Raw genomic sequence first — 17886 nt, forward strand, 5'->3', positions numbered from 1 at the left:
GAAGGTTCTGAAGATGGGAGAATGCCCGGCAACCGAACGGCACCGGGCATTTTTACTTATTTGCTAATCTGCGCGTGCATTTCCTGCACTGAAATCACCTTCTCGGTGGCATCCGCGTTCAGCGCCATGGCCGTTGCGAAACCGCCGTTCAGGGTGGTGTCGTAGTGCACTTTGTACTGCAGCGCGCTGCGGCGAATCAGCTTGGAGTCTTCAATCGCCTGGCGGCCTGCGGTGGTGTTGATGATGTAGGTGTATTCGCCATTCTTGATACGGTCCTGAATGTGCGGACGACCTTCATGCACCTTGTTCACCAGACGCGGGTTGATGCCGGCTTCGCCCAGCACAATCGCGGTACCGTGGGTCGCGTCCAGCTCGAAGCCCTGTTTCAGCAGCTTGGCGGCCAGGTCAACCACGCGCTCTTTGTCGCCTTCGCGAACGGAGAGCAGCGCACGGCCTGATTTTCTCATGGTGGAGCTACTGCCCAGCTGCGCCTTCGCGAACGCTTCTGCGAAGGTGCGTCCCACGCCCATCACTTCCCCGGTAGAGCGCATTTCTGGCCCTAACAGCGGGTCAACGCCCGGGAATTTGTTGAACGGCAGCACCACTTCTTTCACCGAGTAGTACGGTGGAATGATCTCTTTGGTCACGCCCTGCTGCGCCAGCGTCTGACCCGCCATCACGCGCGCCGCCACTTTCGCCAGCGGAACGCCGGTGGCTTTGGAGACGAACGGTACAGTACGTGCCGCACGCGGGTTGACTTCAATCAGGTAGACTTCGTTGTCTTTCACCGCGAACTGGACGTTCATCAGACCGCGAACCTGCAGCTCAAAGGCCAGCTTCTGCACCTGCTGGCGCATCACGTCCTGAATCTCCTGGCTCAGCGTGTAGGCTGGCAGAGAACAGGCGGAGTCGCCGGAGTGCACGCCCGCCTGCTCGATGTGCTCCATGATGCCGCCAATCAGCACCATTTCGCCGTCGCAGATGGCGTCAACGTCCACTTCAACCGCGTCGTCGAGGAAGCGGTCGAGCAGCACTGGCGCATCGTTGGAAACGCTCACCGCAGTCTGGAAGTAGCGACGCAGGTCGGCTTCGTCATACACGATTTCCATCGCGCGGCCGCCCAGCACGTAGGAAGGACGTACCACCAGCGGGTAGCCAATCTCTTTCGCCTTCTCAACGGCCATTTCAATGGCGGTAACGGTGGCGTTCGCCGGCTGTTTCAGCTTCAGACGGTCAACCGCCTGCTGGAAACGCTCGCGGTCTTCCGCACGGTCAATCGCGTCCGGGCTGGTGCCGATAACCGGCACGCCTGCTGCTTCCAGCGCGCGCGCCAGCTTCAGCGGGGTCTGGCCGCCGTACTGCACGATAACGCCTTTTGGCTTCTCGATGCGCACGATTTCCAGCACGTCTTCCAGGGTAACCGGCTCGAAGTAGAGGCGGTCAGAGGTGTCGTAGTCGGTCGATACGGTTTCCGGGTTACAGTTGACCATGATGGTCTCGTAACCGTCTTCGCGCAGCGCCAGCGAGGCGTGTACGCAGCAGTAGTCGAACTCGATGCCCTGGCCGATACGGTTTGGACCGCCGCCCAGCACCATAATCTTGTCGCGGTCGACGGACGGGTTCGCTTCGCACTCGTCTTCATAGGTGGAGTACATGTAGGCAGTGTCGGTCGAGAATTCAGCCGCACAGGTGTCCACGCGCTTGTAGACCGGGTGCAGGTCGTACTGGTCGCGCAGCTTGCGGATTTCCGCTTCACGCACGCCCGCCAGCTTAGCCAGACGCGCATCTGCGAAGCCTTTACGCTTCAGCACGCGCAGGAAGTCAGCGTCCAGGCCGGTGATGCCCAGCTCCGCGACCTGTTCTTCCAGACGCACCAGCTCTTCAATCTGCACCAGGAACCAGCGGTCGATGTTGGTCAGATTGAACACGCCGTCGACGGAGAGGCCCGCACGGAAGGCATCGGCGATATACCAGATACGCTCTGCGCCCGCGTCTTTCAGCTCGCGGCGGATTTTGGTCAGCGCTTCCGGGTCGTCCAGGCTCACTTTCGGGTCAAAACCGGTCGCGCCCACTTCGAGGCCGCGCAGCGCTTTCTGCAGGGATTCCTGCTGCGTGCGGCCAATCGCCATCACTTCACCGACAGATTTCATCTGGGTGGTCAGACGGTCGTTCGCGCCTGCGAATTTCTCGAAGTTGAAGCGTGGAATTTTGGTCACAACGTAGTCGATTGACGGCTCGAAGGACGCTGGCGTGCGGCCACCGGTGATGTCGTTCATCAGCTCGTCGAGGGTATAACCCACCGCCAGCTTCGCCGCCACTTTCGCAATCGGGAAGCCGGTCGCTTTAGAAGCCAGCGCGGAGGAACGGGACACGCGCGGGTTCATTTCGATAACAATCAGACGGCCTGTTTTCGGGTTCACCGAGAACTGCACGTTAGAACCGCCGGTTTCAACGCCGATTTCACGCAGTACCGCCATCGAGGCGTTACGCATGATTTGATACTCTTTGTCGGTCAGGGTCTGGGCTGGCGCAACGGTGATGGAGTCACCGGTGTGGATACCCATCGCATCGAAGTTTTCGATGGAGCAGACGATGATGCAGTTGTCGTTTTTATCACGCACCACTTCCATCTCGTACTCTTTCCAGCCAATCAGCGATTCATCAATCAGCAGCTCTTTGGTTGGAGAGAGATCCAGACCGCGTTCGCAAATCTCTTCGAACTCTTCGCGGTTGTAGGCGATGCCGCCGCCGGTGCCGCCCATGGTGAACGATGGACGGATGATGCACGGATAGCCCACGTCAGCCGCGACGGCCAGCGCTTCTTCCATGTTGTGTGCGATACCGGAACGCGCGGTGTCGAGGCCGATTTTCTTCATCGCCACGTCGAAGCGGCGACGGTCTTCTGCTTTATCAATCGCGTCGGCGGTCGCACCAATCATGGTCACGCCGAACTCTTCCAGCACGCCCTGACGCTCCAGCTCCAGCGCACAGTTCAGCGCCGTCTGGCCGCCCATGGTTGGCAGCACCGCGTCCGGACGCTCTTTCTCGATGATTTTACGCACCACTTCCCAGTGAATCGGCTCGATGTAGGTTGCATCAGCCATTTCCGGGTCGGTCATGATGGTTGCCGGGTTAGAGTTCACCAGGATAACGCGGTAACCCTCTTCACGCAGGGCTTTACACGCCTGCGCGCCGGAGTAGTCGAATTCGCAGGCCTGGCCGATGACGATCGGGCCAGCGCCAAGGATCAGGATGCTTTTTATGTCTGTACGTTTTGGCATTGTCTTCTCGGCTCCTGATTATTTAGCGGTCTTACGGTATTGCTCGATAAGTTCGATGAAGTGATCGAACAGCGGCGCGGCGTCGTGTGGGCCCGGGCTGGCTTCCGGGTGACCCTGGAAGCTGAATGCTGGCTTATCGGTGCGATGAATCCCCTGCAGGGTGCCATCGAACAGCGACTTATGGGTCACGCGCAGGTTAGCCGGCATCGAGGCTTCATCGACGGCAAAGCCGTGGTTCTGCGCGGTGATCATCACCGTGTTGTTATCGATGTCTTTCACCGGGTGGTTACCACCGTGGTGGCCGAACTTCATCTTAACGGTGTTCGCACCGCTCGCCAGCGCCAGCAGCTGATGGCCGAGGCAGATGCCGAATACCGGGATGTCGGTTTCCAGGAAGGACTTGATGGCGGCGATGGCGTAATCGCACGGCGCCGGGTCGCCAGGGCCGTTGGACAGGAAAATACCGTCCGGATTCATCTTCAGCACGTCTTCGGCAGACGTTTGTGCCGGAACCACCGTCAGGCGGCAGCCGCGGTCAACCAGCATGCGCAGGATGTTGCGCTTGGCGCCGAAATCGTAGGCCACCACGTGGAACGGCAGCTCGCTCTCTTTTTTCGCTTCAGGCAGGTCGTCTTCCAGCGTCCAGCTACCCTGGGTCCAGCTGTAGGCTTCAGCGGTCGTCACTTCTTTCGCCAGGTCCATGCCGTTCAGGCCCGGGAAGGCTTTCGCTTTTTCCAGCGCCAGCGTCGCATCGAGGTTATCACCCGCGATGATGCAGCCGTTCTGTGCACCCTTCTCGCGCAGCAGACGCGTTAACTTACGGGTATCGATATCGGCAATCGCCACGATGTTATGGCGCTTGAGGTAAGAAGAGAGGTCTTCGGTATTGCGGAAATTGCTGGCAATCAGCGGCAGGTCGCGGATGACCAGGCCTTGCGCATGTACCTGAGAAGATTCTTCGTCAGCCGCATTGGTGCCGACATTGCCGATATGAGGATAAGTAAGAGTAACGATTTGGCGAGAATAGGAAGGATCAGTGAGGATTTCTTGATAACCGGTCATTGAAGTATTGAAAACGACTTCCCCAACCGCCGAACCCGTTGCCCCTATGGCCCGACCGATAAACTGGGTTCCGTCTTCCAGAACCAATAGCGCTGACTTAATCAAAACACCCTCCAGAGAATATTCACTCACTTTATTTGCATATTAATTCATAGCATGTCATGGATCAATGCAAATGTGTTGCCAGCGGATTTTTGGCAAACGGCGGCATTCTGGGGATTTGGTGGGTAAAAGTCAACTTAAAACGGATATTTTGTTTACTCTTTTGCAAGTCTGGCGAGTGGAATGCGGCTTAAGCGACAAAAAGATCAGGTAAATCACTGCGGAAAACGCTTGCGCGCCTGGTTTAATGAAAAATGAGATGGTGCAGCACTATAAAGTAGACCAGATGGTCAAAATTTACATTTCAGTAACGTTAAAACGCCACAAGAGATAGATATTTAGAGACTTAAACAAAAATACGCTATAAAACAGACAAAATAAAAGGGCAATAAAATATTGCCCTATGCAATCAAACAATTACGACTGCAATAACCACATCACGATGGGTAATAATGCTTACAAATTGTTGAGATCGAGCACATCTCGCATATCAAAAAGGCCGTTTTTCTTGTTTTTAAGCCACAAAGCAGAGCGTACGGCGCCGTTGGCAAACGTCATTCGGCTGGAGGCTTTATGCGTAATTTCGACACGTTCACCAATATCGGCGAACATCGCCGTATGTTCGCCGACGATGTCACCCGCTCGCACGGTTGCAAAGCCAATAGTGCCCGGCACGCGTTCGCCGGTGTAACCTTCGCGGGTATAGACCGCGCAGTCTTTTAAGTCTTTATCAAGTGCATGAGCAATCGCTTCGCCCATCGCCAGCGCCGTACCCGATGGCGCATCAACCTTGTAACGGTGGTGAGCTTCTACGATCTCAATATCGGTATAGTTGCCCATCACCTTCGCGGCCTTCTCCAGCAGCTTCAGCATGACGTTAACGCCCACGCTGAAGTTTGCCGCGAAGACAATCGCAATCTCTTTTGATGCATCCTGGATAGCCTGCTTGCCCGCATCGTCAAAACCGGTGGTGCCGATCACCATCCCCTTGCCGTGCTGACGACAAAACGCCAGATGCGTGAGCGTCCCTTCCGGGCGGGTAAAATCGATGAATACATCGAAGTCCTCTTTTACCGCCTCCAGGCTGCTTTGCACGGTAACGCCCGTGTGGCCTGCGCCCGCCAGCTCACCGGCATCGGTTCCCAGAAGCGACGAACCTTCACGCTCCAGTGCCGCGCCAAGCGCGACGCCATCCATCTGAAGTGCCGCCTGAATAAGCTGACGGCCCATACGTCCACCCGCGCCCGCAATGGCGACACGGATCTGTGCATCATGCATAGTTATTCTCTTACGTTAAAATGATGTAAACCGTTTTCAGATTAACCAGCCTTGAGAAGCACTGCCAACTGAAAACACCGATAATTAGAATTTAACGTGAAACCGACTTAAATATCAGTAAAAGACATGATTTTGTCGTCACGATAAAGTAACGGGTAAAAAAAAGGCCAGCACAGGAGGTGCTGGCCTTTCATCAGAAAAAGGACTATTCGACTTCGCGGGCGTCGATGCGCAGTTCTTTCGGGACTTCAAAAACGATGTTTTCTTCACGACCTTCCAGCGGCACCGCTTCGCCACCGCCCAGTTCCTGCAGACGAGAAATGACGTTCTGTACCAGAATATCTGGCGCAGACGCCCCGGCCGTCACGCCGACACATGCCGCGTGCTTAACCCACGCCTCCTGAATATCCGACGCGTCATCAATCAGGAAAGCCGCTTTCCCCATGCGTTGCGCCAGTTCGGCCAGACGGTTGGAGTTAGACGAGTTTTTGGAGCCGACTACCAGCACCACATCCGCCTTTTCAGCCAGTGCGCGCACCGCTTCCTGACGGTTAGTGGTCGCGTAGCAGATATCATCCTTACGCGGGCCAACGATTTTCGGGAAGCGCTGACGCAGCGCGTCAATCACGTCTGAAGTATCGTCTACGGAGAGCGTCGTCTGGGTCATAAACGACAGACGGGCTTCATTTTTCACGTTCAGCGTAAAGACATCTTCAGGCGACTCAACCAGATACATCCCCCCTTCCGGGTTGCTGTACTGGCCCATGGTGCCTTCGACTTCCGGATGACCGGCATGGCCAATCAGAATCGACTCTTCACCACGGCGGCTGGCGCGCGCCACTTCCATATGCACTTTTGTCACCAGCGGACAGGTGGCATCGAATACGGTCAGATCGCGGCTTTTCGCTTCGTTACGTACCGCCTGAGAGACGCCGTGCGCGGAGAAGATCAGGATCGCACCGTCCGGCACTTCGCTGATCTGCTCAATGAAGATGGCGCCGCGCTCGCGCAGGCTGTCGACCACGTAGCGGTTGTGTACCACTTCGTGACGCACATAAATCGGCGCGCCGTAAATTTCCAGCGCGTTTTCAACAATGCTGATAGCGCGGTCTACACCGGCGCAGAAGCCGCGCGGGTTAGCCAACAGGATCTGCATTTCAGGCCTCCAGTGCAGGATCGATTTCCAGCACTTCAACATCAAAATGAACGGTACGCCCGGCAAGCGGATGGTTGAAGTCAACGGTAATAGAGTCGCCGTTGATTTCGCGGATCACGCCAGGCATTTCGCTGCCGTCCATAGCGGTAAAGAGCATAATCGCTCCGATCTCCGGTTCACCCGCGTCCATAAACTCGCGGCGCGAGAAATACTGGATCAGGTCCGGACTCGGCACGCCAAACGCGGCATCCGGCTCCAGCGAAAAGGCTTTTTTCTCACCCTCTTTCAGGCCCAGAAGCTGCTGCTCAAGACCTTCAGACAGGGAGGTATCGCCAAGACGAAACAGGGCCGGTTTGCCGTTATTGCGGGTGGATTCGGCCGTGGAGCCGTCATCCAGCTTCAGCGTGAAGTGAACGAGAACCGCGCTGTTGCTCTGTACGGATTTAGACATGCAAATTGCTCGCTTGTTTTGCCCGGTAGCATTACGCCACCGGGCGAGTGTGTTACGCCTGCTCTTTCGCGGCCGGTTTAGGCAAGAAGCCTTCCAGCACGATTAACGCCGCACCGATACAAATTGCCGTATCGGCCAGGTTAAAGGTCGCGAAGTGCCAGTCGCCGACGTAGAAGTCGATCATATCGACCACAAAGCCGTGCCACAGGCGGTCAAACAGGTTGCCCAGCGCGCCGCCAATGATCAGCGCGTAGGCAATGTTATTCAGCTTTTGCGTGGCCTTCGAGCGGTACATCAGCACCGCGAGGATCACGCAGATACCGAGAGCGATACCCGCAAAGAACCAGCGCTGCCAGCCACCGCTGTCGGCAAGGAAACTAAACGCTGCGCCGTAGTTACGCGCGTAGTGCAGGTTAAGCGACGGGAATAGCGGAACCGTCTCCCCCAGAGCAAAATTCTGGAGGATCAGGAACTTGCTGCCCAGATCGATAATCAGCACCACCACAACCAGCCACAGCCAGCGCAGTCCTGTTGAACAGAGAGTTTTACTCATCAGGCAAACTTACGTTTTTCGCCGTCACCGGCGACGTTGCTTACACAGCGTCCGCAGATGTCTGCGTGTTCCGCCACCTGGCCAACATCGGTGGTGTAATGCCAGCAACGCGGGCATTTCTCACCGTCGGCTTTGCTCAGCGCGACTTTCAGTCCTTTGAGCAGCTCGCTCTGCTGAGCATCAGCAGAAGCATCGGCATAATCCGCAACTTTCGCACCGGAGGTCAACAGGACAAATCGTAATTCATCGCCCAGCGCCGTCAGCTTCGCCGCCAGCTCCGGTTCGGCATACAGCGTAACTGCCGCTTCCAGAGAGCCGCCGACTTTCTTGTCCGCGCGCGCCTGCTCGATAACCTTGTTCACTTCGCCACGCACTTTCAGCAGCTCGTCCCAGAAGGCATCGTTCATCGCTTCGGTGCTGGAGAGATCGAACAGACCTTCGTACCACTCGCCCGTGAACACATACTTCTCACGCTCGCCCGGCAGGTAGCCCCAGATTTCATCCGCGGTAAAGGACATGATCGGCGCCATCCAGCGCACCAGCGCTTCTGCGATGTGGAACAGCGCGGTCTGGCAGCTACGACGCGCCACGCTGTCCGCTTTCGCGGTGTACTGGCGGTCTTTGATGATGTCGAGGTAGAACGAGCCCATCTCGATGGAGCAGAAGCGCATCAGGCGCTGCACCACTTCGTGGAAGTCGTAAGACTCATAGGCTTTCAGAATATCTTCCTGCGCCGCTTTCGCGCAGCCTACCGCCCAGCGGTCCAGCACCACCATCTCTTCCGGTTTCACCATGTCTTTTGCCGGATCGAACCCGTTCAGGTTCGCCAGCAGGAAGCGCGCGGTGTTACGGATACGACGATAGCTGTCGGCAGCACGCTTCAGGATCTCGTCAGACACCGCCATTTCGCCGGTGTAATCGGTAGAGGCTACCCACAGACGCAGAATGTCTGCGCCCAGCTTGTTCATCACATCCTGCGGAGAAACGGTGTTACCGATAGATTTGGACATCTTACGGCCCTGACCATCCACGGTGAAGCCGTGAGTCAGTACCTGACGGTAAGGCGCTTTACCCTTCATGGCGGTGGAGATCATCAGAGATGACATGAACCAGCCGCGGTGTTGGTCAGACCCTTCCAGATACATATCGGCAGCGTGACCGGCAAATTCCGGACGCACGTCAACCACGGAAGAGTGGGTAGACCCGGAGTCGAACCACACGTCCAGGGTATCCGGCACTTTCTCGTAGTTGTCTGCGTCAGCGCCCAGGATGTCGCGGGAGTCGAGATCCCACCACGCCTGAATACCGTCAACTTCGACGCGTTTCGCCACTTCTTCCATCAGTTCCAGGGTGTTTGGGTGCAGCTCCTGCGTCTCTTTATGCACGAACAGAGACATCGGCACGCCCCAGGTACGCTGACGGGAGATACACCAGTCAGGACGGTTAGCCACCATGGATTCGATACGCGCCTGGCCCCAGTCAGGGATCCACTGCACGCCTTTGATCTCTTTCAGAGACTGCTCGCGCAGGCCTTTCTGATCCATGCTGACGAACCACTGCGGGGTCGCACGGAAGATGATCGGGGTTTTGTGACGCCAGCAGCACGGATAGCTGTGCTGCATTTTTTCAACGTGCAGCAGCGCGCCGCTGGTGCGCAGCATGTCGACGATGATGTCGTTCGCTTTGAAGACGTTGATACCGTCCAGCGCCGGATAGGTGCCTGGCAGGTAAGATCCGTCCGGGCCAACCGGGTTAGCGATTTCCAGACCGTACTTCAGGCTGATGTTGTAGTCGTCAGGACCGTGGCCACCGGCGGTATGTACAGCACCGGTACCCGCTTCCAGCGTCACGTGGTCGCCCAGGATCGCCGGAACGTCGAAGTCCAGGAACGGGTGTTTGAAGCGCATCAGCTCCAGCGCGTCGCCTTTCACGGTGCCCAGCACGGTGTAGTCGGTGATATGCGCGCGCTTCAGCACGCTCTCAACCAGATCTTTCGCCAGGATAACCGCCTGACCGTCAATCTGAACCAGCGCGTATTCGAACTCACCGGACAGGGAGATCGCACGGTTCGCCGGCAGGGTCCACGGGGTGGTGGTCCAGATCACCAGAGAGATCGGGCCATTTACCGAGGAGACGCCAAATTTAGCCTTCACCGCATCCTGATCGACAGCGTTGAACGCCACGTCGATAGACGGAGAGGTTTTGTCGTAATATTCAACTTCCGCTTCTGCCAGCGCAGAGCGGCAGTCCACGCACCAGTGCACCGGCTTAGCGCCTTTGTGCAGGTGGCCGTTACCGATGATTTTACCCAGCGCACGGATGATGTTGGCTTCAGTTTTGAAATCCATGGTCAGGTATGGGTGCGACCAGTCGCCCAGCACGCCCAGACGGATGAAATCAGCGCGCTGACCGTCAACCTGCGTGGCTGCGTATTCGCGGCACTTCGCACGGAACTCGGCGGCGGTGAACTTCTCACCCGGTTTGCCAAACTCTTGCTCCACTTTCAGCTCGATTGGCAGACCGTGGCAGTCCCAGCCCGGAACGTAAGGCGAGTCATATCCCGTGAGGCCTTTGGACTTCACGATAATGTCTTTCAGAATCTTGTTAACCGAGTGACCAATATGAATGCTGCCATTCGCATATGGAGGGCCATCATGCAGAATGAAGGTTTTTTTGCCTTTTTTGGCTGCACGAATGATGCCGTACAGGTCATCATCGGTCCAACGCGCCAGCATTCCCGGTTCGCGCTTGGCGAGATCGCCGCGCATCGGGAACCCTGTTTCCGGCAAATTCAGGGTTGATTTATAGTCACTCATCAGATTCTCGGTTCCGTATTTATCACGTAGGCAGTTAAGCCGGGTTCAAAGCCCAAAAAACTCGCGGGCCGTCAATTCATCTCGCGCAATTTGCGCTTTTAGTTCATCCAGCGAACCAAATCGCTGCTCGTTGCGTATTTTTTTACGCAGTATCACATCTATATGGCGACCATAGAGGTCCATTACAACGTCCAGCAGGTGCACTTCTAACTGTTGACGCACACCGGCGACGGTCGGACGCGTGCCAATGTTGGCGACGCCGTAGAACGGCTTATCGCCCAGTCCTGCCACTTCCACCGCATACACCCCTTTAACCGGGGAAACCTGACGACGCAGCGGTATATTCGCCGTCGGGAAGCCTATCGTGCGGCCCAGCGCATCGCCATGGACCACGCGGCCAGAGATGGTGAACGGATGGCCCAGCAGGGTTTCTGCCGTGTCCAGGTCATCATTAGCCAGCGCCTGACGCACCGCCGTGCTGCTGACGCGCACGCCGCCTTCGCAGAAGGTCATCGCGCTGGTGACGTCAAATCCATACTCCAGACCAGCCTTCTGTAATAGCAAGAAATCGCCCTGACGACCAGCGCCAAAGCGGAAATCATCGCCCACGGCAAGAAACTGTACGCCAAGACGCTTAACCAGCAGGTCGCTGACGAAATTTTGTGCTGTCAGCGCGGCAAAGCGACGATCGAAACGTAAACACAATACATAGTCCACGCCGGACTCCGCCAGATAGCGCAATTTCTCGCGCAGGCGAGTGAGTCGGGCGGGAGATTTATCGCCCGCGAACAGCTCCAGCGGCTGCGGCTCGAAAATCATCACTACAACGGGCAGGCCACGGGCCTCCCCTTCTTTCCGCAATCCCTGCAACAGCGCCTGATGACCACGATGCACGCCGTCGAAATTACCAATAGTCAGCACGCACCCGTGTGGCGCGCTGCTGAGATTATGTATGCCGCGTATCAGCTTCATGTCTGGCTCAAAACAGTGAAAATCGCCAAAGTATACCTTGTACAGCGGTTAAGGTTAACCGGCGATTGTTCGCGCAAAACAGAAAGCCGTAATGATTTCATCAGGCTGACCTTTCGCAGCGAAAAAATCTGCTCTTGAACTGCGATTTTTATGCCGAAAGGCTGTATTCAGGGAAGACAAGCTGGTAGAATCCTGCGCCATCACTACGTAACGTAGCGTCGCTAATTAACGGCGCTTATTTGCACAAATCCATTGACAAAAGAAGGCAAAGAGGGCATATTCCTCGGCCTTTGAATTGTCCACATAGAACATATTTGGGAGTTGGACTTGGCTAATATCAAATCAGCTAAGAAACGTGCCGTTCAGTCTGAAAAGGCTCGTAAGCACAACGCAAGCCGTCGCTCTATGATGCGTACTTTCATCAAGAAAGTATACGCAGCAATCGAAGCAGGCGACAAAGCTGCAGCGCAGAACGCATTTAACGAAATGCAACCAATCGTGGATCGTCAGGCTGCTAAAGGTCTGATCCACAAAAACAAAGCAGCGCGTCATAAAGCAAACCTGACCGCGCAGATCAACAAACTGGCTTAATCGCTACTTGTTGTTGCTTGTTTAAAGAACCCGCTTAACGCGGGTTTTTTTATGCCTTCAGATTGCCGGTGGCGTAAACAGCGCCGAGTAGTCACGGTTGCAGATTCGCTGCACCGCCGGGTGCTGAATCATTCTTTCGGCAAATATGGCGTGATACTCCTCCATCACGTTATCCACTCTGCCTATCTCCGTAATCTTGTCGTCTGAATAGAGATCGTGCGCGTACAGCGTCGGCGCAACGAAGATCGCATTATGCGCTTCGCCAAAGGCTTTCATCAGCGCCGCATCGTCGAACTCACCGAGGATTTCTACCTTAAGCCCCTGCGAATTAAACCAGTTCAGCAGCTTGCGTCCGAGCATTGAGCGTCGCCCAGGCACCAGCAGGCGACGCTCTTCCAGGCAGGCCGGGAAGGTTTTCTCCGGCGGCGGGTTGATACACCAGAAGCTCACGCCACATTCGCCAATCTTCACCGAGAACAGCCCTTCCTGCTGGGTGGAGTCAATCGGGCAGTCCGAGATAATCATGTCCAGCTTGTGCTGGCTCAGCTGTTCCAGCAGCATCTCGTGGGTGGATTCAAAGCAGCGCAGGTGGATTTGCTCATCTTCCACCACCGCCGCATCCAGCACGCCGCTCACCAGCCGCTTGGACAGCGCATCCGCCACGCCCACGTCAAAGAGCAGGTTCGACTCTTTGCGGTAGTTGACGATATCCAGCATCTCCTGGCTCAGGGTGAACATTTTGTCCGCATAGCGGAAAACCAGTTCACCCAGTTCGCTGGGTTCAATCCCACGCCCCTTACGCTTGAACAGCTTGCCCTGCAGGCGCTCTTCCAGGGCCTTGATTTGCCCGGTGATGGTTTGCGGCGTCAGGTAGAGCGCCTCTGCCGCCCCCACCACCGAGCCCTGTTTATAGACGTGCCAGAAGTAGTACAGATGGTTGTAATTTAAATGAGACATCGCGTCTTCTCTCCCTGAGTGTGTATCGGGAGAAGGATCGCCTCCTCCCGGTGTTCCGTTATGCCTGGACGGCCTGTCCGGACAACTTCACCTTCAACAAGGTATAACCGATTACCGCGGCCAGTAATGACCCGATGAGAATGCCGAGTTTAGCCCAGACGATAAGCTCAGGCGCATGAGTACCAAACGCCAGTGTCGAAATAAAGATCGACATCGTAAACCCGATACCACACAGCACGCCGACGGCCATAATCTGCGAAAACGTGGTGCCATGCGGCAATGACGCCAGCTTCAGCTTCGTCGCCAGCCAGCAGAAGAGGCTAATGCCCAGCGGCTTACCGATAAACAGCCCGGCAATAATGCCCAGCGGAAGCACGGACGTCAGCCCGTCCAGCGTCACGCCGCCGAGGGAAACGCCCGCGTTGGCAAACGCAAACAGCGGCAGGATCATAAAGGCAACCCAAGGGTGCAGCACATGCTCCAGCTGTTTGGCAGGCGACTTGCCGTCCTGCGGTTTAAGCGGCACGAAGAAGCCGACAATCACACCAGCCAGCGTGGCGTGCACGCCGGATTTCAGCACCGCCGTCCACAGCACCATCCCCACCAGGATATAGATACCGATGCGGCGAACATTGAAGATGTTCAGCAGCGCCAGCACCGCAATCGCCCCGGCGGCGACGCTCAGGGACAGGATCGACAGATCGCTGGTGTAGAACAGCGCGATAATCACAATGGCGCCCAGGTCATCGATGATCGCCAGCGCCATCAGGAAGATTTTCAGGGCCACCGGCACGCGGCTACCGAGCAAGGCTAAGACACCGAGCGCAAAGGCGATATCCGTCGCGGCCGGGATCGCCCAGCCGTCACGCGCAACAGGATCCTGCCAGGTGAACGCCAGGAAGAGCAGCGCCGGCACCACCATCCCGCCGAGCGCGGCAATCACCGGAAACGCCGCGCGCTGGCGGCTGGCAAGCGAGCCCAGAACCAGCTCACGCTTAACCTCAAGACCCACCAGCAGGAAGAACACCGCCATTAGCGCATCGTTGATCCACAGCAGCATGTTCTTGTTAATTTCCAGCGCCCCGACCTTCAGCTCAACGGGCGTTTCCAGAAATGCATGGTAGAGATCCTGCGTGATGCCAAGGTTAGCCAGCACCATCGCGGCCGCTGCGGCAATAATCAGGATCACGCCACCGGACGCCTCACTGCTAAAGAAACGGTGTAGTAATTTCATTTAAGTTCTCTCTTTTACAACAATACCTCGATAAAACCATAATACCAAGCCAAATAGCTCGGCAAAAACAGATTAATGTTGAGTATAGACTCAGTTTAACCGAGCTATACGCGCAAATAAAAAAGCCCGGAATCGCTTCCGGGCTTTGAGAAGATGAAAACCAGCTAACGAATTAGCGAGTCAAATCATCGAAGAATTTTTTGACGCCATCGAAGAAGCTTTTGGAACGCGGGCTGTTTTTCTCACCCGTCGGACCGCCAAAGCTCTCCTGCAGTTCTTTCAGCAGCTGTTTCTGCTTGTCGTTCAGGCCAACCGGCGTTTCCACGACGACGCGGCACAGCAGGTCGCCCTGGGCGCCACCGCGAACGGATTTAACGCCTTTCCCGCGCATGCGGAACAGCTTGCCGGTCTGGGTTTCGCCAGGCACTTTCAGGTTCACGCGACCGTCCAGCGTTGGCACTTCGATTTCGCCACCGAGTGCCGCCATCGCGAAGTTGATCGGCACTTCGCAGTACAGGTTATTACCTTCACGCTCGAAGATGGCGTGCTGTTTCACCTGCACCTGAACGTACAGATCGCCTGCCGGTGCGCCGTGCTCGCCTGCTTCGCCCTCACCTGCCAGACGGATGCGGTCGCCCGTATCGACGCCAGCCGGGATCTTAACGGACAGAGTTTTGGTTTTCTCAACGCGACCGTGCCCGTGGCATTTGGTGCATGGATCTTTAATCAGCGTGCCGCGACCGTGACAGTGAGGACAGGCCTGCTGTACCGCGAAGAAGCCCTGACGCATCTGTACCTGACCAGAGCCGTGACAGGTTGGACAGGTCTGAGGCTGTGTGCCCGCTTTCGCGCCGCTGCCGTGGCAAACGTCACACTCTTCCAGCGTCGGGATACGGATCTCTTTGGTTACGCCGCGAACGGCCTCTTCCAGCGTCAGCTCCATGTTGTAGCGCAGGTCCGCGCCGCGCGCCGCGCGCTGACGACCACGGCCGCCGCCGAAAATGTCGCCAAATACATCGCCAAAGATATCGCTGAAGTCAGCGCCGCCGCCAAAGCCGCCGCCACCGAATCCACCGCCGCCCATGCCGCCCTGTTCAAAGGCAGCGTGACCGTACTGGTCATAGGCCGCACGTTTTTGTGCATCGGTCAGGACTTCGTAGGCTTCTTTGATCTCTTTAAATTTGGCTTCAGCCTCTTTGTCACCCTGGTTACGGTCCGGGTGGAATTTCATGGCCAGGCGCTTGTACGCCTTTTTGATTTCACGCTCTTCCGCAGTTTTCGGAACGCCTAAAATCTCGTAATAGTCTTGCTTTGCCATTGGTTTTTTTAAGCCCCTTAACATGCGAGCACGGGCGTGGAGAGTTCTCCTACGCCCGTGCCGATTAATTACCCTGCATCAGGGCGATTATTTTTTATCTTTAACTTCTTCGAACTCAGCGTCGACAACGTCGTCGTCTTTCGCGTTGTTCGCCGAAGCGTCAGCGCCCGCCTGCTGTTGAGCGTGCTGCTGCTGAGCGATTTCCATCAGCTTCTGAGAAGCCTGCGCCAGTTCCTGCATCTTCGCTTCGATGTCCGCTTTGTCTTCACCTTTCAGTGAGGATTCCAGCGCGCTCAGTGCAGCTTCGATAGCAGTCTTGTCTTCCGCTGGCAGTTTATCGCCTGCTTCTTCAACCTGCTTACGGGTGCTGTGCAGCAGATGGTCACCCTGGTTACGGGTCTGAACCAGCTCTTCGAACTTACGGTCGGATTCCGCGTTAGCTTCGGCATCGCGAACCATTTTTTCGATTTCCGCTTCGTTCAGGCCAGAAGATGCCTTGATGGTGATCTTCTGCTCTTTACCGCTGTTTTTGTCTTTCGCAGACACGTGCAGGATACCGTCAGCATCGATGTCGAAGGTCACTTCGATCTGCGGCATGCCGCGCGGTGCCGGGTTAATACCGTCCAGGTTGAACTGACCCAGAGATTTGTTATCCGCCGCACGCTTACGCTCACCCTGAATCACATGGATGGTTACCGCAGACTGGTTGTCTTCAGCGGTAGAGAACACCTGGCTGTGTTTCGTTGGGATGGTGGTGTTTTTGTTGATGAGCGCAGTCATCACACCGCCCATGGTTTCGATACCCAGAGACAGCGGGGTAACGTCCAGCAGCAGTACGTCTTTAACTTCACCGGTCAGTACGCCACCCTGAACCGCAGCGCCGATTGCGACCGCTTCGTCCGGGTTAACGTCTTTACGTGGCTCTTTACCAAAGAACTCAGCCACTTTCTTCTGAACCATTGGCATACGGGTCTGACCACCGACCAGGATAACGTCCTGGATATCGGATACGGACAGGCCAGCGTCCTGCAGAGCAACTTTCAGCGGCTCGATTGAACGGTTCACCAGGTCTTCTACCAGGCTTTCCAGTTTCGCACGGGTCACTTTGATGTTCATGTGTTTAGGACCGGTCGCGTCTGCAGTGATGTACGGCAGGTTCACGTCGGTCTGCTGAGCGGAAGACAGCTCGATCTTCGCTTTCTCAGCGGCTTCTTTCAGGCGCTGCATGGCCAGCGGGTCGTTACGCAGGTCAATGCCCTGATCTTTCTTGAACTCGTCAACGAGGTAGTTAATCAGACGGGTATCGAAGTCTTCACCACCCAGGTGGGTATCACCGTTGGTTGCCAGAACTTCGAAGGTTTTTTCGCCGTCAACTTCGTCGATTTCGATAATAGAGATATCGAAGGTACCACCACCCAGGTCGTAAACCGCGATAGTACGGTTGCCAACTTCTTTATCCAGACCGTAAGCCAGTGCAGCAGCGGTTGGTTCGTTGATGATACGTTTTACTTCCAGACCTGCGATACGGCCAGCATCTTTGGTTGCCTGACGCTGAGCATCGTTGAAGTACGCAGGAACGGTAATAACAGCTTCAGTTACCGGTTCACCCAGGTAATCTTCAGCGGTTTTCTTCATTTTTTTCAGCACTTCAGCAGAAATCTGCGGTGGTGCAGTTTTGGTGCCTTTCACATCAAGCCATGCATCGCCGTTATCTGCCGCGATGATTTTGTAAGGCATGATGGAAACGTCACGCTGAACTTCTTCGTCCTGGAAGCGGCGGCCGATCAGGCGTTTAATCGCAAACAGGGTGTTTTGCGGGTTTGTCACTGCCTGACGTTTAGCCGGCTGACCAACCAGAGTTTCACCATCCTGGGTATAAGCAATGATAGAAGGCGTGGTGCGATCGCCCTCGGCGTTCTCCAGCACGCGTGCAGTAGTGCCATCCATAATCGCTACACAAGAGTTGGTAGTACCCAGGTCGATACCAATAATTTTACCCATCTAAACGTCTCCACTAAAAATTCAGTCAACATGTGGTTGTGTACCTGTAATAAGGGCAGAACGTGCTTTTTCAACTGCCCAGATTTGATTTTTTTCAGGTCCACACACTGCGGT

13 protein-coding genes and 1 pseudogene are annotated in these 17886 nt (G+C 56.0%); 1 reads left to right on the plus strand and 13 read right to left on the minus strand.

Annotation, left to right across the window (positions count from 1 at the left end; all coding sequences use genetic code 11):
• Nucleotides 1-56 precede the first annotated feature (56 nt).
• The 9 genes and pseudogenes from carB to IM317_RS23955 all read right to left on the minus strand — a co-directional run bounded on the left by carB (nt 57) and on the right by IM317_RS23955 (nt 11897).
• The gene (carB, locus tag IM317_RS12135; RefSeq protein WP_023310356.1) at nt 57-3281 is read right to left on the minus strand and encodes a carbamoyl-phosphate synthase large subunit; all 3225 of its coding nucleotides are present in this window, start codon (nt 3279-3281) and stop codon (nt 57-59) included.
• 18 nt (nt 3282-3299) lie between these two features.
• A complete protein-coding gene (gene carA, locus IM317_RS12140; protein ID WP_033144605.1) occupies nt 3300-4448 on the minus strand; it encodes a glutamine-hydrolyzing carbamoyl-phosphate synthase small subunit in 1149 nt (382 codons plus the stop codon).
• Between the two features lie 453 nt (nt 4449-4901).
• Nucleotides 4902-5723 (minus strand): 4-hydroxy-tetrahydrodipicolinate reductase, encoded by an 822-nt coding sequence (dapB, locus tag IM317_RS12145; RefSeq protein ID WP_033144604.1) that lies wholly within the window; start codon nt 5721-5723, stop codon nt 4902-4904.
• A gap of 205 nt (nt 5724-5928) precedes the next feature.
• A complete protein-coding gene (gene ispH, locus IM317_RS12150) occupies nt 5929-6879 on the minus strand; it encodes a 4-hydroxy-3-methylbut-2-enyl diphosphate reductase (protein WP_033144603.1) in 951 nt (316 codons plus the stop codon).
• A 1-nt stretch (nt 6880) separates the two neighbouring features.
• Nucleotides 6881-7330 (minus strand): FKBP-type peptidyl-prolyl cis-trans isomerase, encoded by a 450-nt coding sequence (gene fkpB, locus IM317_RS12155; protein WP_003856450.1) that lies wholly within the window; start codon nt 7328-7330, stop codon nt 6881-6883.
• Between the two features lie 52 nt (nt 7331-7382).
• Nucleotides 7383-7883 carry a signal peptidase II gene (gene lspA / locus IM317_RS12160; RefSeq protein WP_033144602.1) on the minus strand — a complete coding sequence of 167 codons (501 nt, stop codon included), beginning with the start codon at nt 7881-7883 and terminating at the stop codon, nt 7383-7385.
• Nucleotides 7883-10699, minus strand: a complete 2817-nt coding sequence (gene ileS / locus IM317_RS12165) for an isoleucine--tRNA ligase (protein WP_033144601.1) — start codon at nt 10697-10699, stop codon at nt 7883-7885. The genes lspA and ileS overlap by 1 nt, the downstream gene beginning before the upstream one ends.
• 45 nt (nt 10700-10744) lie before the next feature.
• Nucleotides 10745-11671 carry a bifunctional riboflavin kinase/FAD synthetase gene (gene ribF, locus IM317_RS12170; protein WP_023310350.1) on the minus strand — a complete coding sequence of 309 codons (927 nt, stop codon included), beginning with the start codon at nt 11669-11671 and terminating at the stop codon, nt 10745-10747.
• A 7-nt stretch (nt 11672-11678) separates the two neighbouring features.
• Nucleotides 11679-11897, minus strand: a pseudogene (locus IM317_RS23955) (DUF2575 domain-containing protein).
• Nucleotides 11898-11998: 101 nt separating this feature from the next.
• Between IM317_RS23955 and rpsT the strand changes: the two are divergent.
• Nucleotides 11999-12262: a 30S ribosomal protein S20 gene (gene rpsT / locus IM317_RS12175; protein ID WP_003856458.1), complete on the plus strand. Its 264-nt coding sequence runs from the start codon at nt 11999-12001 to the stop codon at nt 12260-12262.
• Nucleotides 12263-12319: 57 nt separating this feature from the next.
• On the opposite strand, the gene nhaR is transcribed toward rpsT, so the two are convergent.
• From nhaR to dnaK, 4 genes are all read right to left on the minus strand, one after another.
• Nucleotides 12320-13219 carry a transcriptional activator NhaR gene (nhaR, locus tag IM317_RS12180; RefSeq protein ID WP_033144600.1) on the minus strand — a complete coding sequence of 300 codons (900 nt, stop codon included), beginning with the start codon at nt 13217-13219 and terminating at the stop codon, nt 12320-12322.
• A gap of 58 nt (nt 13220-13277) precedes the next feature.
• On the minus strand, nt 13278-14453 hold the full coding sequence (nhaA, locus tag IM317_RS12185; RefSeq protein WP_033144599.1) for a Na+/H+ antiporter NhaA: 1176 nt from the start codon (nt 14451-14453) through the stop codon (nt 13278-13280).
• Between the two features lie 172 nt (nt 14454-14625).
• Complete coding sequence (dnaJ, locus tag IM317_RS12190; protein ID WP_023310347.1) at nt 14626-15771, minus strand: molecular chaperone DnaJ; 1146 nt, start codon at nt 15769-15771, stop codon at nt 14626-14628.
• Nucleotides 15772-15858: 87 nt separating this feature from the next.
• Complete coding sequence (dnaK, locus tag IM317_RS12195) at nt 15859-17772, minus strand: molecular chaperone DnaK (RefSeq protein ID WP_023310346.1); 1914 nt, start codon at nt 17770-17772, stop codon at nt 15859-15861.
• Nucleotides 17773-17886: the final 114 nt, after the last annotated feature.

The organism is Enterobacter cloacae complex sp. S3, assembly GCF_014930495.1.
Classification (GTDB): Bacteria; Pseudomonadota; Gammaproteobacteria; order Enterobacterales; family Enterobacteriaceae; genus Enterobacter; species Enterobacter asburiae_B.

What these genes read in the sequence shown, in the direction of transcription:
- carB (WP_023310356.1), bottom strand. Translation starts at nt 3,281, where the DNA reads ATGCCAAAACGTACAGACATAAAAAGCATCCTGATCCTTGGCGCTGGC.
- dapB (WP_033144604.1), bottom strand. Translation starts at nt 5,723, where the DNA reads ATGCATGATGCACAGATCCGTGTCGCCATTGCGGGCGCGGGTGGACGT.
- ispH (WP_033144603.1), bottom strand. Translation starts at nt 6,879, where the DNA reads ATGCAGATCCTGTTGGCTAACCCGCGCGGCTTCTGCGCCGGTGTAGAC.
- fkpB (WP_003856450.1), bottom strand. Translation starts at nt 7,330, where the DNA reads ATGTCTAAATCCGTACAGAGCAACAGCGCGGTTCTCGTTCACTTCACG.
- lspA (WP_033144602.1), bottom strand. Translation starts at nt 7,883, where the DNA reads ATGAGTAAAACTCTCTGTTCAACAGGACTGCGCTGGCTGTGGCTGGTT.
- ileS (WP_033144601.1), bottom strand. Translation starts at nt 10,699, where the DNA reads ATGAGTGACTATAAATCAACCCTGAATTTGCCGGAAACAGGGTTCCCG.
- ribF (WP_023310350.1), bottom strand. Translation starts at nt 11,671, where the DNA reads ATGAAGCTGATACGCGGCATACATAATCTCAGCAGCGCGCCACACGGG.
- nhaR (WP_033144600.1), bottom strand. Translation starts at nt 13,219, where the DNA reads ATGTCTCATTTAAATTACAACCATCTGTACTACTTCTGGCACGTCTAT.
- nhaA (WP_033144599.1), bottom strand. Translation starts at nt 14,453, where the DNA reads ATGAAATTACTACACCGTTTCTTTAGCAGTGAGGCGTCCGGTGGCGTG.
- dnaJ (WP_023310347.1), bottom strand. Translation starts at nt 15,771, where the DNA reads ATGGCAAAGCAAGACTATTACGAGATTTTAGGCGTTCCGAAAACTGCG.
- dnaK (WP_023310346.1), bottom strand. Translation starts at nt 17,772, where the DNA reads ATGGGTAAAATTATTGGTATCGACCTGGGTACTACCAACTCTTGTGTA.